15 protein-coding genes are annotated in these 18426 nt (G+C 58.0%); 10 read left to right on the top strand and 5 right to left on the bottom strand.

The annotated features are described in order from the left end of the window. Positions 1-24: 24 nt before the first annotated feature. The 5 genes from ACOI8A_RS22265 to ACOI8A_RS22245 form a co-directional block, all read right to left on the bottom strand. A complete protein-coding gene (locus ACOI8A_RS22265; protein WP_102356158.1) occupies positions 25-402 on the bottom strand; it encodes a response regulator in 378 nt (125 codons plus the stop codon). 65 nt (positions 403-467) lie between these two features. Next, positions 468-1661, bottom strand: coding sequence for a hybrid sensor histidine kinase/response regulator (locus tag ACOI8A_RS22260; protein WP_420649795.1), 1194 nt, complete (start codon positions 1659-1661; stop codon positions 468-470). Then, entirely contained in the window at positions 1655-2248 is a 594-nt protein-coding gene (locus ACOI8A_RS22255) for a chemotaxis protein CheB (RefSeq protein WP_420649796.1), read from the bottom strand. Before ACOI8A_RS22255 ends, ACOI8A_RS22260 begins: the two co-directional genes overlap by 7 nt. Beyond that, entirely contained in the window at positions 2245-3078 is an 834-nt protein-coding gene (locus tag ACOI8A_RS22250) for a CheR family methyltransferase (RefSeq protein ID WP_420649797.1), read from the bottom strand. The genes ACOI8A_RS22255 and ACOI8A_RS22250 overlap by 4 nt, the downstream gene beginning before the upstream one ends. Continuing rightward, the gene (locus ACOI8A_RS22245; RefSeq protein WP_420657813.1) at positions 3078-6572 is read right to left on the bottom strand and encodes a response regulator; all 3495 of its coding nucleotides are present in this window, start codon (positions 6570-6572) and stop codon (positions 3078-3080) included. The genes ACOI8A_RS22250 and ACOI8A_RS22245 overlap by 1 nt, the downstream gene beginning before the upstream one ends. A 262-nt stretch (positions 6573-6834) precedes the next feature. Here ACOI8A_RS22245 and ACOI8A_RS22240 point away from each other — a divergent pair, with 262 nt between their 5' ends. The 10 genes from ACOI8A_RS22240 to xylB all read left to right on the top strand — a co-directional run bounded on the left by ACOI8A_RS22240 (position 6835) and on the right by xylB (position 18426). Beyond that, positions 6835-7200 carry a response regulator gene (locus ACOI8A_RS22240; protein WP_420649799.1) on the top strand — a complete coding sequence of 122 codons (366 nt, stop codon included), beginning with the start codon at positions 6835-6837 and terminating at the stop codon, positions 7198-7200. A 124-nt stretch (positions 7201-7324) separates the two neighbouring features. Further along, positions 7325-8617, top strand: coding sequence for a glycosyltransferase (locus ACOI8A_RS22235; RefSeq protein WP_420651457.1), 1293 nt, complete (start codon positions 7325-7327; stop codon positions 8615-8617). Between the two features lie 147 nt (positions 8618-8764). After that, a complete protein-coding gene (locus tag ACOI8A_RS22230) occupies positions 8765-9631 on the top strand; it encodes a phospholipase (RefSeq protein WP_420649801.1) in 867 nt (288 codons plus the stop codon). 78 nt (positions 9632-9709) lie between these two features. Continuing rightward, positions 9710-10615, top strand: a complete 906-nt coding sequence (locus ACOI8A_RS22225) for an AraC family transcriptional regulator (protein ID WP_420649802.1) — start codon at positions 9710-9712, stop codon at positions 10613-10615. Positions 10616-10771: 156 nt separating this feature from the next. Then, positions 10772-12082 carry an ABC transporter substrate-binding protein gene (locus tag ACOI8A_RS22220; protein ID WP_420649803.1) on the top strand — a complete coding sequence of 437 codons (1311 nt, stop codon included), beginning with the start codon at positions 10772-10774 and terminating at the stop codon, positions 12080-12082. 143 nt (positions 12083-12225) lie between these two features. Further along, positions 12226-13152, top strand: coding sequence for a carbohydrate ABC transporter permease (locus tag ACOI8A_RS22215; protein WP_420649804.1), 927 nt, complete (start codon positions 12226-12228; stop codon positions 13150-13152). 8 nt (positions 13153-13160) lie between these two features. Beyond that, a complete protein-coding gene (locus ACOI8A_RS22210; RefSeq protein WP_420649805.1) occupies positions 13161-13991 on the top strand; it encodes a carbohydrate ABC transporter permease in 831 nt (276 codons plus the stop codon). A gap of 122 nt (positions 13992-14113) precedes the next feature. Then, on the top strand, positions 14114-15217 hold the full coding sequence (locus tag ACOI8A_RS22205; RefSeq protein ID WP_420649806.1) for an ABC transporter ATP-binding protein: 1104 nt from the start codon (positions 14114-14116) through the stop codon (positions 15215-15217). 15 nt (positions 15218-15232) lie between these two features. Further along, entirely contained in the window at positions 15233-16705 is a 1473-nt protein-coding gene (locus ACOI8A_RS22200; protein ID WP_420649807.1) for a mannitol dehydrogenase family protein, read from the top strand. 224 nt (positions 16706-16929) lie between these two features. Next, positions 16930-18426 carry a xylulokinase gene (xylB, locus tag ACOI8A_RS22195; protein WP_420649808.1) on the top strand — a complete coding sequence of 499 codons (1497 nt, stop codon included), beginning with the start codon at positions 16930-16932 and terminating at the stop codon, positions 18424-18426.

Genomic DNA, 18426 nt, shown 5'->3' with positions numbered 1-18426 from the left:
ATGGCCTGCATCAGCAGGCCTTTTTTATGCCAACAATTCCTGAATCTTTTCCTGCAACACATCCAGATCGAACGGCTTTTCCAGGATCGGTGCCTTGAGCGTGATCGGGCTGCCGGTTTCGCGGATTTCCTGCGGATAACCGCTGATGAAAATCACTTTGAGATCCGGGCGCAACTTGACGGCCGGCTCGGCGATCTGCACGCCGGAGATGCCACCGGGCAGACGGAAATCAGTAATCAACATGTCCAGATGTGGCTTGCTCGCCAGAATCTCGAACGCCTGCTCGCCGTTTTCGGCCTGCAACACGCGATATCCCTGGCCCGACAGATAATCGGTCAGCACCATCAAGATAACCGGTTCGTCCTCGACGACGAGTACTACATCTTGTGCATCTACGCTCATGGGAAGCCTATGTTCGGTCAATAGCTGCTGATACGACCGTGTGGTCACTCAGAGGTTGCGTTTGTTTAGCCGATTTCCTGGAGCGGCAGACAAACGCGAAACAGGGCGCCCTCGTTGATCTTGCTCTCGACGACGATTGAGCCGCCATGGGCGGCGATGATCTGCTCGGAAATGAACAGGCCCAGTCCGAGCCCGGCCACCACCGTCTTGGCGGACACCCGTTCGAACTGTTGGAAAATGCGCTTCTGGTTCTCTTCGCTGATACCGATACCGCGATCCTGAACCTCGACCCGCGCCTCGCCATCTACAGCATAGACACGCACCTGAACCGGACTCCGGCCGCCGTAGCGCAAGGCGTTGGTCAGCAGGTTGGTCACCACTTGTTCGATGCGGAACTCGTCCCAATGCCCTTCCACCGGTTCCGGCGCAGAGAAGCTGACTTCGGTCTCGGCGGCTTCAATCTGCGCCGCAAAGTTTTCCAGCAGATTGCCTACCAGTTGCGCCAGATCGAAACGACTCGGGCGGATCGACAGCTTGCCGGTGCGGATACGCGACACGTCGAGCATGTCCTCGATCAGGCGGATCAGGCTTTTGATCTGGCGCTCATCGCGATCGACCATGGCGTGCATCTTGTCGAGGGTGAACGCCGCAGCGTTGTCCCGCGCCAGGTGCATCTTGCGCAGCTGGGTTTCGAGGATAAGGCCGTTCAGCGGCGTGCGCACTTCATGGGCGACGATCGACATGAAGTCATCGCGCATGCGCACCGCCTGCTCCAGCTCGCCTTGGGTGCTCTGCAATTTCTGCAACAGCACTTCCTGCTCGCGGCGGCTCTGTTCCAGCGCTTCGACCTGTTCTTTCATTGCCTTGCTTTGGCGATACAGGTCAACGAACACATTGACCTTACTCTTCACCGCGTGGATATCCAGCGGCTTGTGCAGGAAATCCACAGCGCCGCTTTCATAGCCCTTGAACGCGTAATTCAGCTCACGGCCGGCGGCGCTGACGAAGATGATCGGGATGTTCTTGGTTTTCTCGGTGCCGCGCATCAGCTCGGCCAGTTCGAAGCCGTTCATGCCGGGCATCTGCACGTCGAGAATGGCCATGGCAAATTCGTGCTGCAGCAGCAGCGACAGCGCTTCGTCGGCCGACAGGGCTTTATAGACGGTGCGGTCTTCGCGTTTGATCAGCGCTTCGAGGGCCAGCAGGTTCTCGGGCAGATCGTCGACGATCAGCAGTTTTGCTTGAATATTACTCAGCATGCGATTCGTTCCAGCTCGACAAGCAGACGGCCGATGCCGTGGATGGGAAGAATATGGTCCGGTTGATGAATCTTCAGTGCAGCTTTAGGCATGGTGTCGACCTGCGCGTCGTCCGGATCCTGCACGATGGTCAGCCCACCATAGCGTTTGACCTTGGCCAGGCCGCGCGCGCCGTCATGGTTGGCGCCGGTCAGCAGCACAGCGGCCAGTGTCGGCCCGTAGACATCGGCGGCGGATTCGAACAGAAAATCAATCGACGGTCGCGAATGGTGCAGACGCTCTTCGAGACTCAGCGACAAGCTGCGATCTTCTTCCACCGACAGGTGATACCCCGGCGTAGCGAAGTACAAAGTGCCAGCCTTGATCTCCTGTTTATCGCTCGCTTCCATGACCGGTAACGCCACGCGCCGGGAGAACACTTCGGCCAAATGGCTACGGCGATCATCCGGCAAATGCAGGACGACGATAATCGGCAATACAAATCCTGCACGCAGCGAACCGAACAACGTCAGTAACGCTTCAACGCCACCGGCCGAAGCGCCGATCACAATGGCCTCGATCCGAGGCAAATCCGCTGCGATATTCATGATTTGCGATAAATCCGTTCTTGTTTGACCAAGGGTTCGAACTGTTTGGCGTAATTGGAAAAATCCAGAGTCTCTTTGCTGCCCAGCACCAGAAAGCCGCGATGACACAGCGACTCATGGAACAATCCGAAGGCTCGATCCTGAAGCTTTTTATTGAAGTAAATCAACACGTTACGACAGGAAATTAATTGAGTTTCAGAGAACACGCTATCGGTCGCCAGACTGTGATCGGCGAACGTCACGTTCTCGCACAAGGTCTTGTCGAAAATCGCGTATCCATACGCGGCAGTGTAGTAGTCGGCGAACGAACGCTGACCGCCAGCCTGCTGATAATTGGCGGTGTAGGCGCGCACGTTCTCCATCGAAAAAATCCCCTGCTTGGCCTTGTCCAGCGAGCGCGGGTTGATGTCGGTGGCGTAAATGATCGTGCGGTCGAGCAGACCTTCTTCGCGCAGCAGAATCGCCATCGAATAGACCTCCTCGCCCGTGCTGCAGCCGGCGATCCAGATTTTGATCGATGGATAAGTCTTGAGCAGCGGCACCACTTCGCGGCGAATCGCCAGAAAGTGCGACGGATCACGAAACATCTCACTGACCGGAATCGTCAGTAATTGCAGCAACTGCATGAACGCGGTCGGGTCATGCAGAACTTTTTCCTGCAACGCCGAAATGGTCGCGCACTCGAACTGGCTCAAGGCGTGGTTGACCCGGCGCTTGATCGAAGCGCCGGAGTAATCGCGAAAATCGTAGCTGTATTTGAGGTAGATCGCCTCGATCAGCAGGCGCAACTCGATTTCGCTATTTCGCTCTGCCGGATTACTGCTTTCCACTAAATACGTTCCATTTTTGGCAACCACACGCGAATCAACGAGAACAGGCGATCGAGGTCGATAGGCTTGGCCAGGTAATCATTGGCGCCCGCTTGCAGGCAGCGCTCCTGATCGTCCTTCATGGCCTTGGCCGTTACCGCGATGATCGGCAGCTTGCGCCAGCGCGGATCCTTGCGGATTTCGATGGTGGCTTCAAAACCGTCCATCTCCGGCATCATCACGTCCATCAACACCAGATCGATGTCCTCGACCTCATTGAGTCTTTCGATCGCTTCCCGGCCATTTCGACCGATGACTACGACCGCACCTTTGGTTTCGAGTGCGCTGGTCAGGGCGAAAATGTTGCGCACATCGTCGTCCACCAGCAGCACTTTGCGCCCCTCGAACACCTTGTCGCGGCTGCGCGCGGTCTTGAGCATCTTCTGCCGTTCATGGGACAACTGCGATTCGACTTTGTGCAGAAAGAGTGTGACCTCATCCAGCAGCCGCTCTGGCGAGCGTGCGCCCTTGATGATGATCGAGCGCGAGTACTTGCGCAGATCGGCCTCTTCATCACGAGTCAGGTTGCGCCCGGTGTAAACGATCACTGGCGGGAACGAGCAGATATCCTCGGTGGCCATGCGCTTGAGCAGTTCGTTGCCGAGCATGTCCGGCAGCTTCAGGTCGATGACCATGCAATCGAAAATCGTCGTGCGCAGCAGCTCCAGCGCTTCCTGGGCGAGGCCGACAGCGGTGATTTCGATGTCTTCATCGCCGATCAGGCGAGCAATGCTTTCGCGCTGCAAGTCATCGTCTTCGACCAGCAACACACGTTTGACCTTCTGCGTCAGCTTGGCTTCGAGACGGGCGAACACGTCTTTGAGCTCTTCGCGGGTAGTCGGTTTGACTGCGTAACCGATGGCGCCCATGTGCATGGCTGCTTCGACGCGGTCCTCGACCGAAATCACGTGCACCGGGATGTGCCGGGTTTCGGCGCGTTCTTTCAGGCGTTGCAGCACTGTCAGACCGGAGTGATCCGGCAGGCGCATGTCGAGCAGGATCGCGTCCGGCACGAATTCCCGCGCCAGGTCGTAACCTTCGTCGGCACCATGGGCGACCAGGCACTGGTAGCCGAGTTCATGCGCCAGGTCGTACAGAATGTGCGCAAAATTCGGTTCGTCTTCGACCACCAGAATGCAGCGCGTGGCGAACGGCGCGTTGCCGCGATCGTCGTTGAAGCGTGGGATGTGCACCGGCGCCAATGGCGAAATTGGCGCGACCGGGGCGGCAAGCGGCGTGGTGGTTATCGAAGGGGTGAACGTCAGCGGCGCAAACGGGGTTTCGCCCGGTTCGCGGTATTGCAGCGGCAAGACCAGGGTGAAGACACTGCCCTGCCCCGGCGTGCTGCTGATGCTGATCGAGCCGCCGAGCAAGTTCGCCAGATCCCGCGAGATCGACAGCCCCAGACCGGTGCCGCCGTACTTGCGATTGGTGGTGCCATCGGCCTGACGGAACGCTTCGAAAATACTTTCCTGCTGATCCTTCGCGATGCCGATCCCGGAATCCTGCACGATAAACGCAATGCGCTCGTTCGGTTGAGCGGCAATGGTCAGGCTGACCGCACCTTTCTCGGTGAATTTCACCGCGTTCGACAGCAGGTTCTTGATCACCTGCTCCAGGCGCTGGCGGTCGGTGAACATCATGCCCGGTGCGCCCGGTTGCAACTCGACGCTGAACGCGAGTTTCTTGTCGGCCGCCAAAGGTTCGAACATGCCGCGCAAGCCTTCAGCCAAGCGCGCCACACTGGTGTTTTCCGGCAGCACTTCAAGCTTGCCGGCCTCGACTTTGGAAATATCCAGAATATCGTTGATCAGATTCAGCAGATCGTTGCCGGCGGAGTAGATCGACTCGGCAAACTTGACCTGTTCGGCACTGAGGTTGTCGTGCGGGTTTTCCGCGAGCAATTTGGCGAGGATCAGCGAACTGTTCAGCGGCGTGCGCAGTTCGTGAGACATGTTGGCGAGGAATTCGGATTTGTACTTGCTCGAGCGCTGCAACTCTTCGGCGCGCTCCTCGAGTTGCACTTGGGCCTGATTCAGCTCGGTGTTTTTCAGATCCATGGCGTCGCGCTGGTCGGCGAGGATCTGTGCCTGTTCGGCCAGTTGTGCGTTGGTCTGTTCCAGCTCGACTTGCTGGGTTTCCAGATGCGCCTGGGATTCCTTGAGGATTCGCGATTGCTCTTCGAGTTCTTCGTTGGCGGTTTTCAGCTCTTCCTGCTGCACCTGCAACTCTTCGTTGAGTTGCTGGGTTTCGGCCAGCACTTCTTGCAGACGCTGGCGATAACGCGCCGCTTCAATAGACGTGCCGATGTTGCCGGCAATCAACTCCAGCAGTTCGATGTCGCGGTCAGTGAGCGGACGCAGGAAACCCAGTTCGATCACGCCGTTGACGCGCTCGTCATCGCTGGTCGGCACCACCAGCACGCTGTGCGGCAAGCCTTGGCCAAGACCGGAACTGACTTTGAAGTAATCGGACGGCACCGAGTCCAGACGGATCAGGCGCGCTTGTTGCGCGACCTGGCCGACAATGCCTTCGCCGCTATAGATCGCCTGCTCCTGCTCTTCCTGCTCGCGGGAGAAACCATAGCTGGCGACGCGCTTCAATCCGCCATGTTCTTCGCGCACATACATGGCCGCCACGGCTGTACCGAGGTATTGCGCGCAGAATTGCAGAATGTTGCGCCCCAGCAGATTGAGCGTCAGTTGCCCCAGGACCTGCTCAGCCAGTTCGGTCTGGCCATTGCGCAGCCAGGCTTGTTGCTCCAGACGCCGGGCGCTGGCGTTTTGCGCAGCCAGGGTCGCACCGTAGCTTTCAGACAAATTGACCAGGTCGCGACGGCCGATGTAGGCCAGCAAAGCGCTGATACCAGCAACGAACAGCAAATAGAGGGTAATGCTCAAGATCGTGGTGCGGCGCACTTCTTCGTTGCGCGTGGTGCGCAACTGCTGCTCCATGTCGATCACGTCTTCGAACTGCTTGCGGATCTCGTCGGTCAAACGCTTGCCGCGACCAGCCTTGACCGCCGCACGGTAGTCACCGCTGGCGCGTTGCAGGTCGATCATCGATTGCGCGTAGGTCGCCCATTCGGTCTGCAACGCCTGCAAACGGCGCAGGCGGTCAGTCTGCACCGGGTTGTCGGCCGTCAGTTCGAGCAAGGTATTGAGCGCGACATTGATCCGCGGCTTGGCCGTTTCGTACGGATCGAGAAAATGCTCGTCGCCGCTGAGCAGGAAACCGCGCATGCCGGTTTCCAGATCGACGGTGAGCTTCACCGCTTCATTGGCGTTATTGATCACCCGGTCGGTGTGTTCAACCCACTGGATAACCGACAGCAAATAGGTAATCAGCGACACGAAGAACACGGCGCTGAGTACGCCAACGCCCAGCGGCAGGCTGATGTTGCGACTCAGGAGTTTACGAAACCGTTGCTCATCAACCGAAGACGGAGAGGACATGGATTAGCCTTGTCGAACTGTTGAAAAACACGGAGTTTGCCCGAAAACTACGGGCTGGATCCATATTTCTCACAGCTTATGCGGCTAAATCCTACATTTGCCTGCGCCGAATCATGGCCAACAGTTATCCTTGCCGGCCGTTTGCGCCTATGCTTTTTTGTATCCACGCGGGAACTTGTGGCTACGCGCCACTTACTCATGCAAGAGCCCGGTATTTTCGATCGACCGGCGCCCCTGAAATCCACCCTCGAGAGCAGCCAATATGTCCACCCCAGCATCCACCATCCTTGTAGTAGAAGACGACGACATCGTGCGTATGTTGATTGTCGATGTGCTGGAGGAACTGGAGTTCAAGGTGCTTGAGGCAGATGGTGGCGAGCAGGCGCTGGAGCAGCTCGCCAATGATGATGTGCATATCGACTTGATGATGACTGATGTCGGCCTGCCAGGGATGGATGGACGGGAATTAGCGCAAGAAGCACGCAAGCTGCGCCCTGCTCTGCCAATCCTGTTTGCCAGTGGTTATGCCGAAACTATCGATGCACCGAAAGATATGCATGTAATTGGCAAGCCGTTTTCGATTGATCAGTTGCGTGACAAGGTCAAGGGCATACTCCTGCAAGCTTGAATACGTACTGTCCTGTTGGTCAATCGCCGACTGACCGTCCCAGTGATCCCGCGCTACAGCTGTGGTTTAATCGCGACCCTTTCGTGTTAGCCCAATTCGTTGTCGTGTCGAGGTCCTGTTGTCCATGAACACCCCCCGCAATATCAGAGTGCTGGTGATTGGTTATGTCTGGCCAGAACCGCGCTCTTCTGCCGCAAGTGGGCATGTGATGCAAATCCTCGATACCTTCTTGCGACAGGGCTGGGACATTACGTTTGCCAGCCCTGCCGGTGCCGGCGAACATCCGGCTGACCTCACTGAATTGGGCATTCGCCAAGTCCCGATCGAATTGAACAACAGCAGTTTTGATGTATTCATCAGTGAGCTGGCGCCGGATATTGTCCTGTTCGACCAGTTCATGATCGAAGAACAGTTCGGCTGGCGCGTGGAGAAACACTGTCCCGACGCCCTGCGCGTTTTGGAAACCTCCGATTTGCAAAGTCTGCGGCACGCTCGGCACCAGCGCTTGAAAGATCGGCTCAAGGCCAGCGATGACGCCAACGACTTCAATGAGTTGTTCGCCCCAGCGCTGGCTGAAGAGTTTCAGTTGATGGCGGACACCGATCTGGCCAAACGCGAGATCGCCGCACTTTATCGCTGTGATCTGAACTTGATGATCTCGCAAGTGGAAATCGAGTTGCTGGTAGAGCAGTTCAAACTGCCGCGCGAACTGTTGCACTGGTGTCCGCTGATGGTCGACCCGCCCGTTGTGCCGGCGAAACCTTCCGAACAGCGCGCGCACTTTCTGAGTATCGGTAACTTTCGCCACGCGCCCAACTGGGATGCGGTGTTGTGGATGAAAACCACGATCTGGCCGCTGATCCGCGAACAACTGCCAAAGGCGCAACTGCATATATATGGTGCTTACACGCCGCCCAAGGCGACCGCGCTGCACAACGCGGCTCAGGGTTTTCATGTGATGAACTGGGCTGAGGATGCGCTGCAGGTCATGTCGGATGCGCGGATCTGTCTGGCGCCCCTGCGCTTTGGTGCCGGAATCAAAGGTAAATTGGTCGATGCGATGCTTTGCGGCACGCCGAGCATCACCACACCGATCGGAGCGGAAGCCATGCACGGTCACCACGCATGGCCGGGGGCTGTGGCCTTGACCGCGCAAGATTTCGCCAATGCGGCAGTGCAACTCTACGTTGATCAAACACGCTGGCAAACAGCCCAGGCGCGGGGACATGCACTGCTGGAGGAGCGTTACCAGCGTGTAGAACACGGCCTGGCGCTAGTCAACAAACTGCTCGATTGCCGTAACAATCTTGCCCAACTAAGAAACAATAACTTTACCGGAAGCATGCTGCGCCACCACGCACACAAAAGTACGCAATACATGGCGCAATGGATTGAGGCAAAAAACCGCAACTCATAGGATTACCGAAACTTGCGAACACACTAGCCAATAATCTGCATTAATTAATGCGTCGCCATCAAGTAACTTACGCCTTATAACCATCTTGCAACCGCCACCCTCACTACTTGATGGGTGGCGCATTATTCATTCACGCAAGATGAAATCATGAACGAACCAGATAACAACTATTCCAAGACTAACTGGATGGCTGCCACGCCCGCCATCGACTCACTGTCAATCTGTGAGTTGACGCTGCCGGGCACCCACAACGCGGGCAGTGACTGGCGGGCGTCGTATTCGATTTGGGCTCCTCCTCGCCATTGGCTGGCGTGCCAGCATGACTCGTTTTACGCCCAACTGCAGCACGGCGCACGGGTTCTGGACCTCCGGTTGGTGTATGAACCGAAGGCTGAAGGATTGGGTCGGTTTCGAGCCTGTCACGATAAATATCCAAACTCCAGAACATTGGGCCACATCATTGACGACGTAAATAATTTCCTGCGGAAAAACCCCGATGAATTTATCCTTCTGGACTTTCACAGCCTTGACGGCGCGGACTTTGATTACGATTACTTCAACAAAATGATTACTCACTTGCTCGGGCGCCGGCTTATCCCAAGCAGAAACATGCATCTCAGTCTGCATCAGCTCAAACAAGTCAGCGCTGAGCAGCGAGTGTTTGTTGCCGCAAGATCGCATTGGGAACTTGATAGCAATGTATTTCTCGATTACATCAACCATAAATGGATCGGCAAAGCATTGGTCAGCGCCGATGAATTGAAATTCTTTATCGACAAAGTTCTGCAGGCACCACCTGGCAGCTGGGCACCTTGGTCGCTTTCCGCCACCTGTTACTCCGCGCTGGGCGGCCCGGTGGATATTCACGACGAGCTGAATCAGTGGTTTGATCCTACTCACAGTGACTGGGCGGCGAGGTGCAACATTATCAACGTGGATTTCATTGAGGAGTCCAGAGTGGTTGAGTTTTGCCGAGAGGTGAACCTGGCCAAAGCTCGCCAGCGCACCCCTTGATCAAACGCTCTACACGCTAGCGCGACGGATGCGCAAAGAGGCATGATCCTTTGGCGATAACAAAAAAAGCGCCCAGCCATGACCCGAACTGCCCGCGTGACCGACCCCTCCTACGAGTTGATGGATGACCATAACGGCTTGTCCATCATCTACCGACAGCATGGCTTCCCCTGCCCGCTGGTGCGCTGGCATTTCCACAAGGAATACGAACTGCACCTGATTGTCGCCAGTTCGGGCAAGGTGTTCATCGGTGACTACATCGGCAATTTCTATCCGCAGACCTTGTTTTTGACCGGGCCAAATCTGCCGCACAACTGGATCAGCCAGGTTGCTGAAGAGGAGGTGGTAGAGAAGCGCGACATGCTGGTCAACTTCACTGATGAGCTGTTTGAGAGTGGCCATCAGGTATTTGCCGAATTGAAAACTCTGGCGCCGCTGCTGGAGCGTGCGCAATACGGCATCGAGTTCCGTTCGCCGCAGACCATCCGCCAGGCCATGACGCTGATGCAACGCATCGCCGATTCGCGCGGCATCACCCGCCTCGGCCATTTTCTGATCCTGATGGAGCTGCTCGCTGCCAGCGACGATTACCAGCTGCTGTCCGGCGCCACTACCCCGCAACTGGCCGACGAGCACAACATCGACCGCACCAACCGCGCGGTCGATTACATCTTCGCGCACTACGCGCGGGAACTGCCGCTGGAGGAAGTCGCCGAGCATTTGGGCATGAAACCGACTTACTTCAGTCGCGTGTTCAAACAGGCGACGGGGCGCAATTTCATCGAGTTCGTCAATCGCCTGCGCATCAGCAAGTCCTGCGAACTGCTGGCCGACGGCGACAAACCGGTGACCGAGGTGTGTTTCGAGTCGGGCTTCAACAACATCTCGAATTTCAATCGGCGCTTCCAGCAGCTCAAGGGCATGACGCCTTCGCATTATCGGCGCCTCGTCGTGCAACGCTTGACCGAGCAGAATCGCGGTTAAAAATCCAGTGCAAAAAAGTATCGGTTCCAGTGCTAGGGATGATTTGTAACGCCGGCGATTGAAGGCTGTAATCAGTGCACATTCTTCCTGCCCCGGAAGACACAAAAACAATAACTGTCCTTCTGATTCCTGCTGGACTCAGAAAAGGAGTGCACGATGCAACCCACTGCAAAAGCTCTGCTGGCCCTCACCTGCATGACCCTCAGCAGCGTCAGCCTTGGCGCCCAGACCCTGACCATCGCCACCGTCAACAATAGCGACATGATCCGCATGCAAAAGCTCTCGAAAACTTTCGAGACCGAGCACCCGGAGATCAAGCTCAATTGGGTGGTGCTGGAAGAAAACGTCCTGCGCCAACGCCTGACCACCGACATTGCCACCCAAGGCGGGCAGTTCGATGTGTTGACCATCGGCATGTACGAAGCGGCACTCTGGGGCGCCAAGGGTTGGCTGGAGCCGATGAAGGATCTGCCGGCCAGTTACGCCCTCGACGATGTGTTCCCCTCGGTGCGCGAAGGCCTGTCGGTCAAGGGTTCGCTGTACGCCCTGCCGTTCTATGCCGAAAGCTCGATTACCTATTACCGCACCGACCTGTTCAAGGATGCCGGCCTGAGCATGCCCGAGCGTCCGACATGGGAGCAGATTGCCGGTTTCGCGGAAAAACTCACCCACAAAGACAAAGAGCAGTACGGCATCTGCCTGCGCGGCAAGGCCGGTTGGGGCGAGAACATGGCGCTGGTCACCACTGTCGCCAATGCCTACGGCGCGCGCTGGTTCGATGAGCAGTGGAAACCTGAATTCACCGGCCCGGAGTGGAAAAACGCGCTGAACTTCTACGTCGAAACCATGAAGAAATCCGGCCCGCCGGGTGCTTCCAGCAACGGCTTCAACGAAAACCTCGCACTGTTCAACAGTGGCAAGTGCGCGATCTGGGTGGATGCCAGCGTCGCCGGCTCATTCGTCACCGATAAAACCCAGAGCAAAGTTGCCGACCACGTCGGATTCACCTTTGCCCCGCATCAGGTCACCGACAAAGGTTCGGCGTGGTTGTACTCGTGGGCGTTGGCGATTCCGACCAGTTCCAAATCCAAAGACGCTGCAAAAGAGTTCAGTGCCTGGGCTACCTCCAAAGAGTACGGCGCACTTGTTGCCGAGAAGGACGGCATCGCCAACGTGCCGCCGGGCACTCGCGCTTCGACTTACAGCGAGGCGTACATGAGCGCGGCGCCTTTTGCCAAGGTCACGCTGGAATCGCTGAAAGTTGCAGATCCGGGCAAGCCGACTCTGAAACCTGTGCCGTATATCGGCATTCAATTGGTGACCATTCCTGAATTTCAGGCGGTAGGTACGCAGGTTGGCAAGCTCTTCTCGGCGGCTCTGATCGGTCAGACCACGGTTGATCAGGCGCTGGCCGCGGCGCAGCAAACCACAGAACGCGAGATGACGCGCGCCGGTTACCCCAAGTAACCACCACTAAACCTGTGGGAGCGGGCTTGCCCGCGATAGCGTCAGCACAGTCAACATTGCTGTCGGCTGACAGACCGCTATCGCTGGCAAGCCAGCTCCCACAGTGAACTTCGTCTGCCTGTTCATCATTGGTTGTGATCGCCATGAATACTTCAACTGCCAAAGCCCACATCGACCTCGCCCAACCGCAGCGCAAAAGCCGCGTGGCCAATCCCGGCTGGTTTCTGGTCAGCCCGTCGGTGGCCCTGTTGCTGCTGTGGATGATCGTGCCGCTGGGCATGACCATCTACTTTTCGATGATCCGCTACAACCTGCTCTATCCGGGTGAAAACGAATTCGTCGGGCTGGATAACTTCAGCTACTTCCTGACCGATTCCGGATTTCTGCCGGGCGCGTCCAACACACTCCTGCTGGTGGGCAGTGTGCTGCTGATCAGCGTGGTGCTCGGTGTTTTGATCAGTGCGCTGCTGGAGGCCAGTGAATTCCTCGGTCGCGGCATCGTGCGGGTCATGCTGATTTCGCCGTTTTTCATCATGCCTACGGTCGGTGCGCTGATCTGGAAAAACCTGATTTTCCACCCGGTGTCCGGGATCCTCGCCTACCTCTGGAAGCTGTTCGGCGCGCAACCGGTGGACTGGCTGGCGCACTACCCGCTGCTGTCGATCATCATCATTGTCTCGTGGCAATGGCTGCCGTTCGCAATCCTGATTCTGATGACGGCGATGCAGTCGCTGGACCAGGAACAGAAAGAAGCGGCGCGTCTGGATGGCGCCGGTCCGATTGCGATCTTCTGGCACCTGACCCTGCCGCATCTGGCGCGGCCGATTGCCGTGGTGGTGATGATCGAAACGATCTTCCTGCTCTCGGTGTTTGCCGAAATTTTCACCACCACCAATGGCGGCCCCGGCTACGCCTCGACCAACCTCGCCTACCTGATCTACAACCAGGCGCTGGTGCAGTTCGACGTCGGCATGGCGTCTGCTGGCGGCTTGATCGCCGTGGCCATCGCCAACATCGCCGCGATCATTCTGGTGCGGATGATCGGCAAAAACCTGACCGACAAAGCCTGAGGCCTGCCATGACTCTTCAACAATCCCGTCGGCTACAAAGCCTGCTGCTCGGCACGTTGGCCTGGGCCATCGCCATCATCATTTTCTTCCCGATCTTCTGGATGGTGCTGACCAGTTTCAAGACCGAAATCGACGCCTTCGCCACGCCGCCGCAGTTCATCTTCACACCGACGCTGGAGAACTACCTGCACATCAACGAGCGCAGCGATTACTTCAGCTTCGCCTGGAACTCGGTGGTGATTTCCTTCAGTGCCACGGCGTTGTGCCTGCTGATCGCGGTGCCGGCAGCCTACTCGATGGCGTTCTACGAAACCCAGCGCACCAAAGGCACGCTGCTATGGATGCTCTCGACCAAGATGCTGCCACCGGTGGGCGTGCTGATGCCGATCTACCTGCTGGCCAAGAGTTTCGGCCTGCTCGATACGCGCATTGCGCTGATCGTGATCTATACGCTGATCAACCTGCCGATTGTGGTCTGGATGATTTACACCTACTTCAAGGACATTCCCAAAGACATCCTCGAAGCCGCCCGCCTCGACGGCGCCACGCTGTGGCAGGAAATGGTTCGCGTGCTGCTGCCGATTGCCAAGGGCGGACTCGCCTCGACGGTGTTGCTGTCGCTGATTTTGTGTTGGAACGAGGCGTTCTGGTCGCTGAACCTGACTTCCTCCAAAGCCGCGCCATTGACTGCTTTGATCGCGTCCTACTCAAGTCCCGAAGGGTTGTTCTGGGCCAAGTTGTCGGCGGTCTCGACCCTGGCCTGTGCGCCGATCCTGATCTTTGGCTGGTTCAGTCAGAAACAACTGGTGCGCGGCCTGTCGTTCGGCGCCGTGAAATGAATCAAAAGCAAAAGATCGCAGCCTTCGGCAGCTCCTACACAGAGCACGCCGTCCCCCTGTAGGAGCTGCGGCACGCTGCGATCTTTTGATCTAAAAAAACAACAACGCGGAGGCCCACCATCATGGCCAACCTGAAAATCAAGAATCTGCAAAAAGGCTTCGAAGGCTTTTCCATCATCAAGGGCATTGACCTTGAGGTGAACGACAAGGAATTCGTGGTATTCGTCGGCCCGTCCGGCTGCGGCAAATCCACCCTGCTGCGCTTGATCGCCGGGCTGGAAGAAGTCAGCGGCGGCACCATCGAACTCGACGGTCGCGACATCACCGAAGTCAGCCCGGCCAAACGCGATCTGGCGATGGTGTTCCAGACCTACGCCTTGTACCCGCACATGACCGTTAAAAAGAACATGTCGTTCGCCCTCGATCTGGCCGGTGTGCCGAAAGCTGAAGTCGAGGAAAAAGTCGGCGAAGCGGCACGCATTCTCGAACTCGGGCCGATGCTCGAACGCAAGCCAAAACAACTGTCCGGTGGCCAGCGCCAGCGTGTAGCGATCGGCCGGGCGATTGTGCGCAACCCGAAAATCTTCCTGTTCGACGAACCGCTGTCCAACCTCGACGCCGCGCTGCGTGTGCAAATGCGTCTGGAACTGCTGCGTCTGCACAAAGACCTGCAAGCGACGATGATCTACGTGACCCATGATCAGGTCGAAGCGATGACCATGGCCGACAAGGTCGTGGTACTGAATGGCGGCAAGATCGAGCAGGTCGGCTCGCCGCTGGATCTGTATCACAACCCGGCCAACCTGTTTGTCGCCGGTTTCCTCGGCACGCCGAAAATGGGTTTCCTCAAGGGCAAAATCGCGCGGGTCGATAGCCAGAGTTGCGAAGTCGCGCTGGACGCCGGCACGCGCATCAGCCTGCCCTTCAGCTCGGCGAACCTGAGCGTCGGCGGTGCCGTGACCCTAGGCATTCGCCCGGAACATCTGGAACTGGCGCAAACCGGCGACTGCACCTTGCAAGTCACCGCCGACGTCAGCGAACGTCTGGGCAGCGACACCTTCTGCCACGTCAAAACCAATGCCGGCGAAGCCCTGACCATGCGTGTGCGCGGAGACTTGGCGAGCCGTTATGGCGAGCAATTGAGCCTGCATCTCGACGCCAGCCACTGCCATTTATTTGATGCCGACGGCGTGGCGCTGACCCGCCCGCTGCGCGCAGCCGCCTGATTTCGGGACTGACTGATGAAACTCAACATCTCCAACCTCAATCGCCTCGCCGCCGAAGTGCAACTGCCGGCGTACAGCCTTAACGACACACGGCAAGGCATCGCACACATTGGTGTCGGCGGCTTTCACCGCGCACATCAGGCGTACTACACCGACGCCCTGATGAACACCGGCGAAGCACTGGACTGGGCGATCTGCGGCGTCGGCCTGCGCGCGGAAGACCGCCGCGCCCGTGACGATTTGAAAGAGCAGGATTACCTGTTCACCCTGTTCGAACTCGGTGACAACGACGACACCGAAGTGCGCGTCATCGGCGCGATCCGCGACATGCTCTTGGCCGAGGATGGCGCCCAGACACTGATCGACAAACTCGCCGATCCGCAGATCCGCATTGTCTCGCTGACCATCACCGAGGGCGGTTACTGCATCGACGACAGCAACGACGAATTCATGGCGCATCTGCCGCAGATTCAGCACGATCTTGCGCATCCTGATGAGCCGAAAACCGTGTTCGGCTTCCTCTGCGCAGCCCTGGGCAAACGCCGCGCCGCCGGCACTCCGGCGTTCACCCTGATGTCCTGCGATAACCTGCCGCACAACGGCGCCGTTACCCGTAAAGCGCTGCTGGCATTTGCTGCGTTGCGCGATAGCGAACTGCGTGACTGGATCGAGACCAACGTGAGTTTCCCTAACGCGATGGTCGATCGCATCACACCAATGACCAGCACTGCGCATCGCCTGCAACTGGCAGACAAACACGCGGTGGATGATGCCTGGCCGGTGGTTTGCGAACCGTTCGTGCAATGGGTGCTGGAAGACAAATTCGTCAACGGTCGGCCGGCGTGGGAAAAGGTCGGCGTGCAGTTCACCGACGATGTTTCGCCGTATGAAGAGATGAAGATCAAACTGCTCAACGGCAGTCATCTGGCCCTGACTTATCTGGGCTTTTTGAAGGGCTACCGCTTCGTCCACGAGACCATGAATGACCCGTTGTTTGTGCGCTACATGCGCGCCTACATGGATCTGGATGTCACCCCGCAACTGGCGCCGGTGCCGGGGATCGATTTGTCCGATTACAAGGACACGCTGGTGGCGCGCTTTTCCAATCAGGCGATTGCTGATCAGCTGGAGCGGGTTTGTTCGGACGGGTCGTCGAAATTTCCCAAGTTCACTGTTCCTACGATCAATCGATTGATTGTTGATGGGCGTGAGACCAAGCGGGCGGCGTTGGTGGTGGCGGCTTGGGCGCTGTATTTGAAGGGTGTGGATGAGAATGGTGATGTTTATTCGATTCCTGATCCTAGAGCTGCGTTTTGTCAGGCGTTGGTGGCGGAGGATGCGTTGATCAGCCAGCGGTTGCTAGGGGTTGAGGAGATTTTTGGTGCGGAGATAGCGCAGTCGGCGGAGTTTTTGGCGGCGTTTGAGTGGTGTCTGCAGAGTTTGCGCGCGGTTGGAGTTTCGCGGACTCTGGAGCGCGTGCTGGCTTGAGTAGCCCCTCACCCTAGCCCTCCCGAAACGTCGGACCGCCCGGAGGGAGAGGGGACTGACCGAGGTGTTTTTTCGAGCTACGCCGAACTGACAATTTAGAGTCGAACTCAGGTTCTGAAAAGCACCTAGATCTGCCCCCTTTCCCCCTCGCCCCCTTGGGGGAGAGGGTTGGGGTGAGGGGGTAACGTTATTGATCTTCACCGCAAATTCCACAGGCTCACACCATGACCACCCAACAACTCTTCCTCGGCATCGACTGCGGCACCCAAGGCACCAAAGCCGTCATCCTCGACGCCTCCAGCGGCGAAGTCCTCGGCCAGGGCGCCGCGCCGCACACGATGATCAGCGCCGCCAACGGCCGGCGCGAACAGGACACCGCTCAATGGCTGCAAGCGTTCACCCTCGCCACTCGCCAGGCGCTGCTCGACGCACACATGGACGGCCAGGCAATCCTCGGCATCGGCGTGTCCGGCCAGCAACACGGTCTGGTATTGCTCGACGACCAAGGCCAGGTTCTACGCCCGGCCAAGCTCTGGTGTGACACCGAAACCAGCGCAGAAAATGATCGTCTGCTCACCCATCTGGGCGGCGAAACCGGTTCGCTCGAACGCCTAGGCGTAGTCATCGCCCCCGGCTACACCGTGTCCAAACTGCTCTGGACCAAAGAGCAACACCCGGCAGTTTTCTCGCGCATCGCTCGCATTCTGCTGCCCCACGACTACCTGAATTTCTGGCTCACCGGGCGCTGTTGCAGCGAGTACGGCGATGCTTCCGGCACCGGTTATTTCAACGTGCGCACTCGTCAGTGGGACTTGCAACTGCTGCGCGACATCGACTCGACGGGGCGCCTGCAATCCGCGTTGCCGGAGCTGATCGACGCCCATCAACCCGTCGGTACCATCCTGCCAGCGATTGCCGAACACTTGGGCATCAACCCCCACGCGCTGGTCTCAAGCGGCGGCGGCGACAACATGATGGGCGCCATCGGCACCGGCAATATCCAGCCGGGCGCGATCACCATGAGCCTCGGTTCGTCCGGCACCGTGTACGCCTACTCTGACGTGCCGAAGGTCAGTCCGGACGCGTCGGTCGCGACCTTCTGCTCCTCCAGCGGCGGCTGGCTGCCGCTGATCTGCACCATGAACCTGACCAATGCCACCGGCGCTATCCGCGAGCTGTTCGACCTCGATCTCGGTCAGTTCAACGCGCTGGTCGAACAAGCGCCGATTGGCGCCGAAGGCGTGAGCATGTTGCCGTTCCTCAACGGCGAACGCGTGCCCGCCCTGCCCCACGCCACGGGCAGCCTGCATGGCCTGACCAGCAGCAACCTGACCCAGGCCAATCTGTGCCGTGCCGTGGTCGAAGGCACAACCTTCGGCTTGCGTTATGGACTGGATCTGTTGCGCCAGAATGGTTTACAAAGCCGCAGCATTTGTTTAATCGGCGGCGGCTCGAAGAGCGCAGTGTGGCGGCAGATCGTCGCCGACATCATGAACACCCCGGTCATCTGCACCCAACAAAGCGAAGCCGCGGCCCTCGGTGCGGCGATTCAGGCCGCGTGGTGCACGTCATGGTCGAACGGTCACGAACATACGTTGGCAGACCTGTGCCAGCGCTGCGTGAAACTCGATTTGAGCAGTGAAACCCTGCCGATTGCTGCGCATGTCGCGGCGTTTCAGCAGGTCTATGAACGCTATCAACAGCATGTCGCAACCCTATAA

Origin of the sequence: Pseudomonas sp. P4795, assembly GCF_048822895.1 — a bacterium.
In the GTDB taxonomy this organism is placed as follows: domain Bacteria; phylum Pseudomonadota; class Gammaproteobacteria; order Pseudomonadales; family Pseudomonadaceae; genus Aquipseudomonas.
The sequence above is the reverse complement of the archived record's forward strand: the minus strand, read 5'-3'. Positions and strand labels throughout refer to the sequence as shown.

Excerpts from the sequence above, each read along its gene's own strand:
- ACOI8A_RS22260 (WP_420649795.1), bottom strand. The coding sequence starts at position 1,661 with ATGCTGAGTAATATTCAAGCAAAACTGCTGATCGTCGACGATCTGCCC.
- ACOI8A_RS22205 (WP_420649806.1), top strand. The coding sequence starts at position 14,114 with ATGGCCAACCTGAAAATCAAGAATCTGCAAAAAGGCTTCGAAGGCTTT.
- ACOI8A_RS22255 (WP_420649796.1), bottom strand. The coding sequence starts at position 2,248 with ATGAATATCGCAGCGGATTTGCCTCGGATCGAGGCCATTGTGATCGGC.
- ACOI8A_RS22200 (WP_420649807.1), top strand. The coding sequence starts at position 15,233 with ATGAAACTCAACATCTCCAACCTCAATCGCCTCGCCGCCGAAGTGCAA.
- ACOI8A_RS22210 (WP_420649805.1), top strand. The coding sequence starts at position 13,161 with ATGACTCTTCAACAATCCCGTCGGCTACAAAGCCTGCTGCTCGGCACG.
- ACOI8A_RS22240 (WP_420649799.1), top strand. The coding sequence starts at position 6,835 with ATGTCCACCCCAGCATCCACCATCCTTGTAGTAGAAGACGACGACATC.
- ACOI8A_RS22265 (WP_102356158.1), bottom strand. The coding sequence starts at position 402 with ATGAGCGTAGATGCACAAGATGTAGTACTCGTCGTCGAGGACGAACCG.
- ACOI8A_RS22220 (WP_420649803.1), top strand. The coding sequence starts at position 10,772 with ATGCAACCCACTGCAAAAGCTCTGCTGGCCCTCACCTGCATGACCCTC.
- ACOI8A_RS22245 (WP_420657813.1), bottom strand. The coding sequence starts at position 6,572 with ATGTCCTCTCCGTCTTCGGTTGATGAGCAACGGTTTCGTAAACTCCTG.
- xylB (WP_420649808.1), top strand. The coding sequence starts at position 16,930 with ATGACCACCCAACAACTCTTCCTCGGCATCGACTGCGGCACCCAAGGC.
- ACOI8A_RS22215 (WP_420649804.1), top strand. The coding sequence starts at position 12,226 with ATGAATACTTCAACTGCCAAAGCCCACATCGACCTCGCCCAACCGCAG.
- ACOI8A_RS22235 (WP_420651457.1), top strand. The coding sequence starts at position 7,325 with ATGAACACCCCCCGCAATATCAGAGTGCTGGTGATTGGTTATGTCTGG.
- ACOI8A_RS22230 (WP_420649801.1), top strand. The coding sequence starts at position 8,765 with ATGAACGAACCAGATAACAACTATTCCAAGACTAACTGGATGGCTGCC.
- ACOI8A_RS22225 (WP_420649802.1), top strand. The coding sequence starts at position 9,710 with ATGACCCGAACTGCCCGCGTGACCGACCCCTCCTACGAGTTGATGGAT.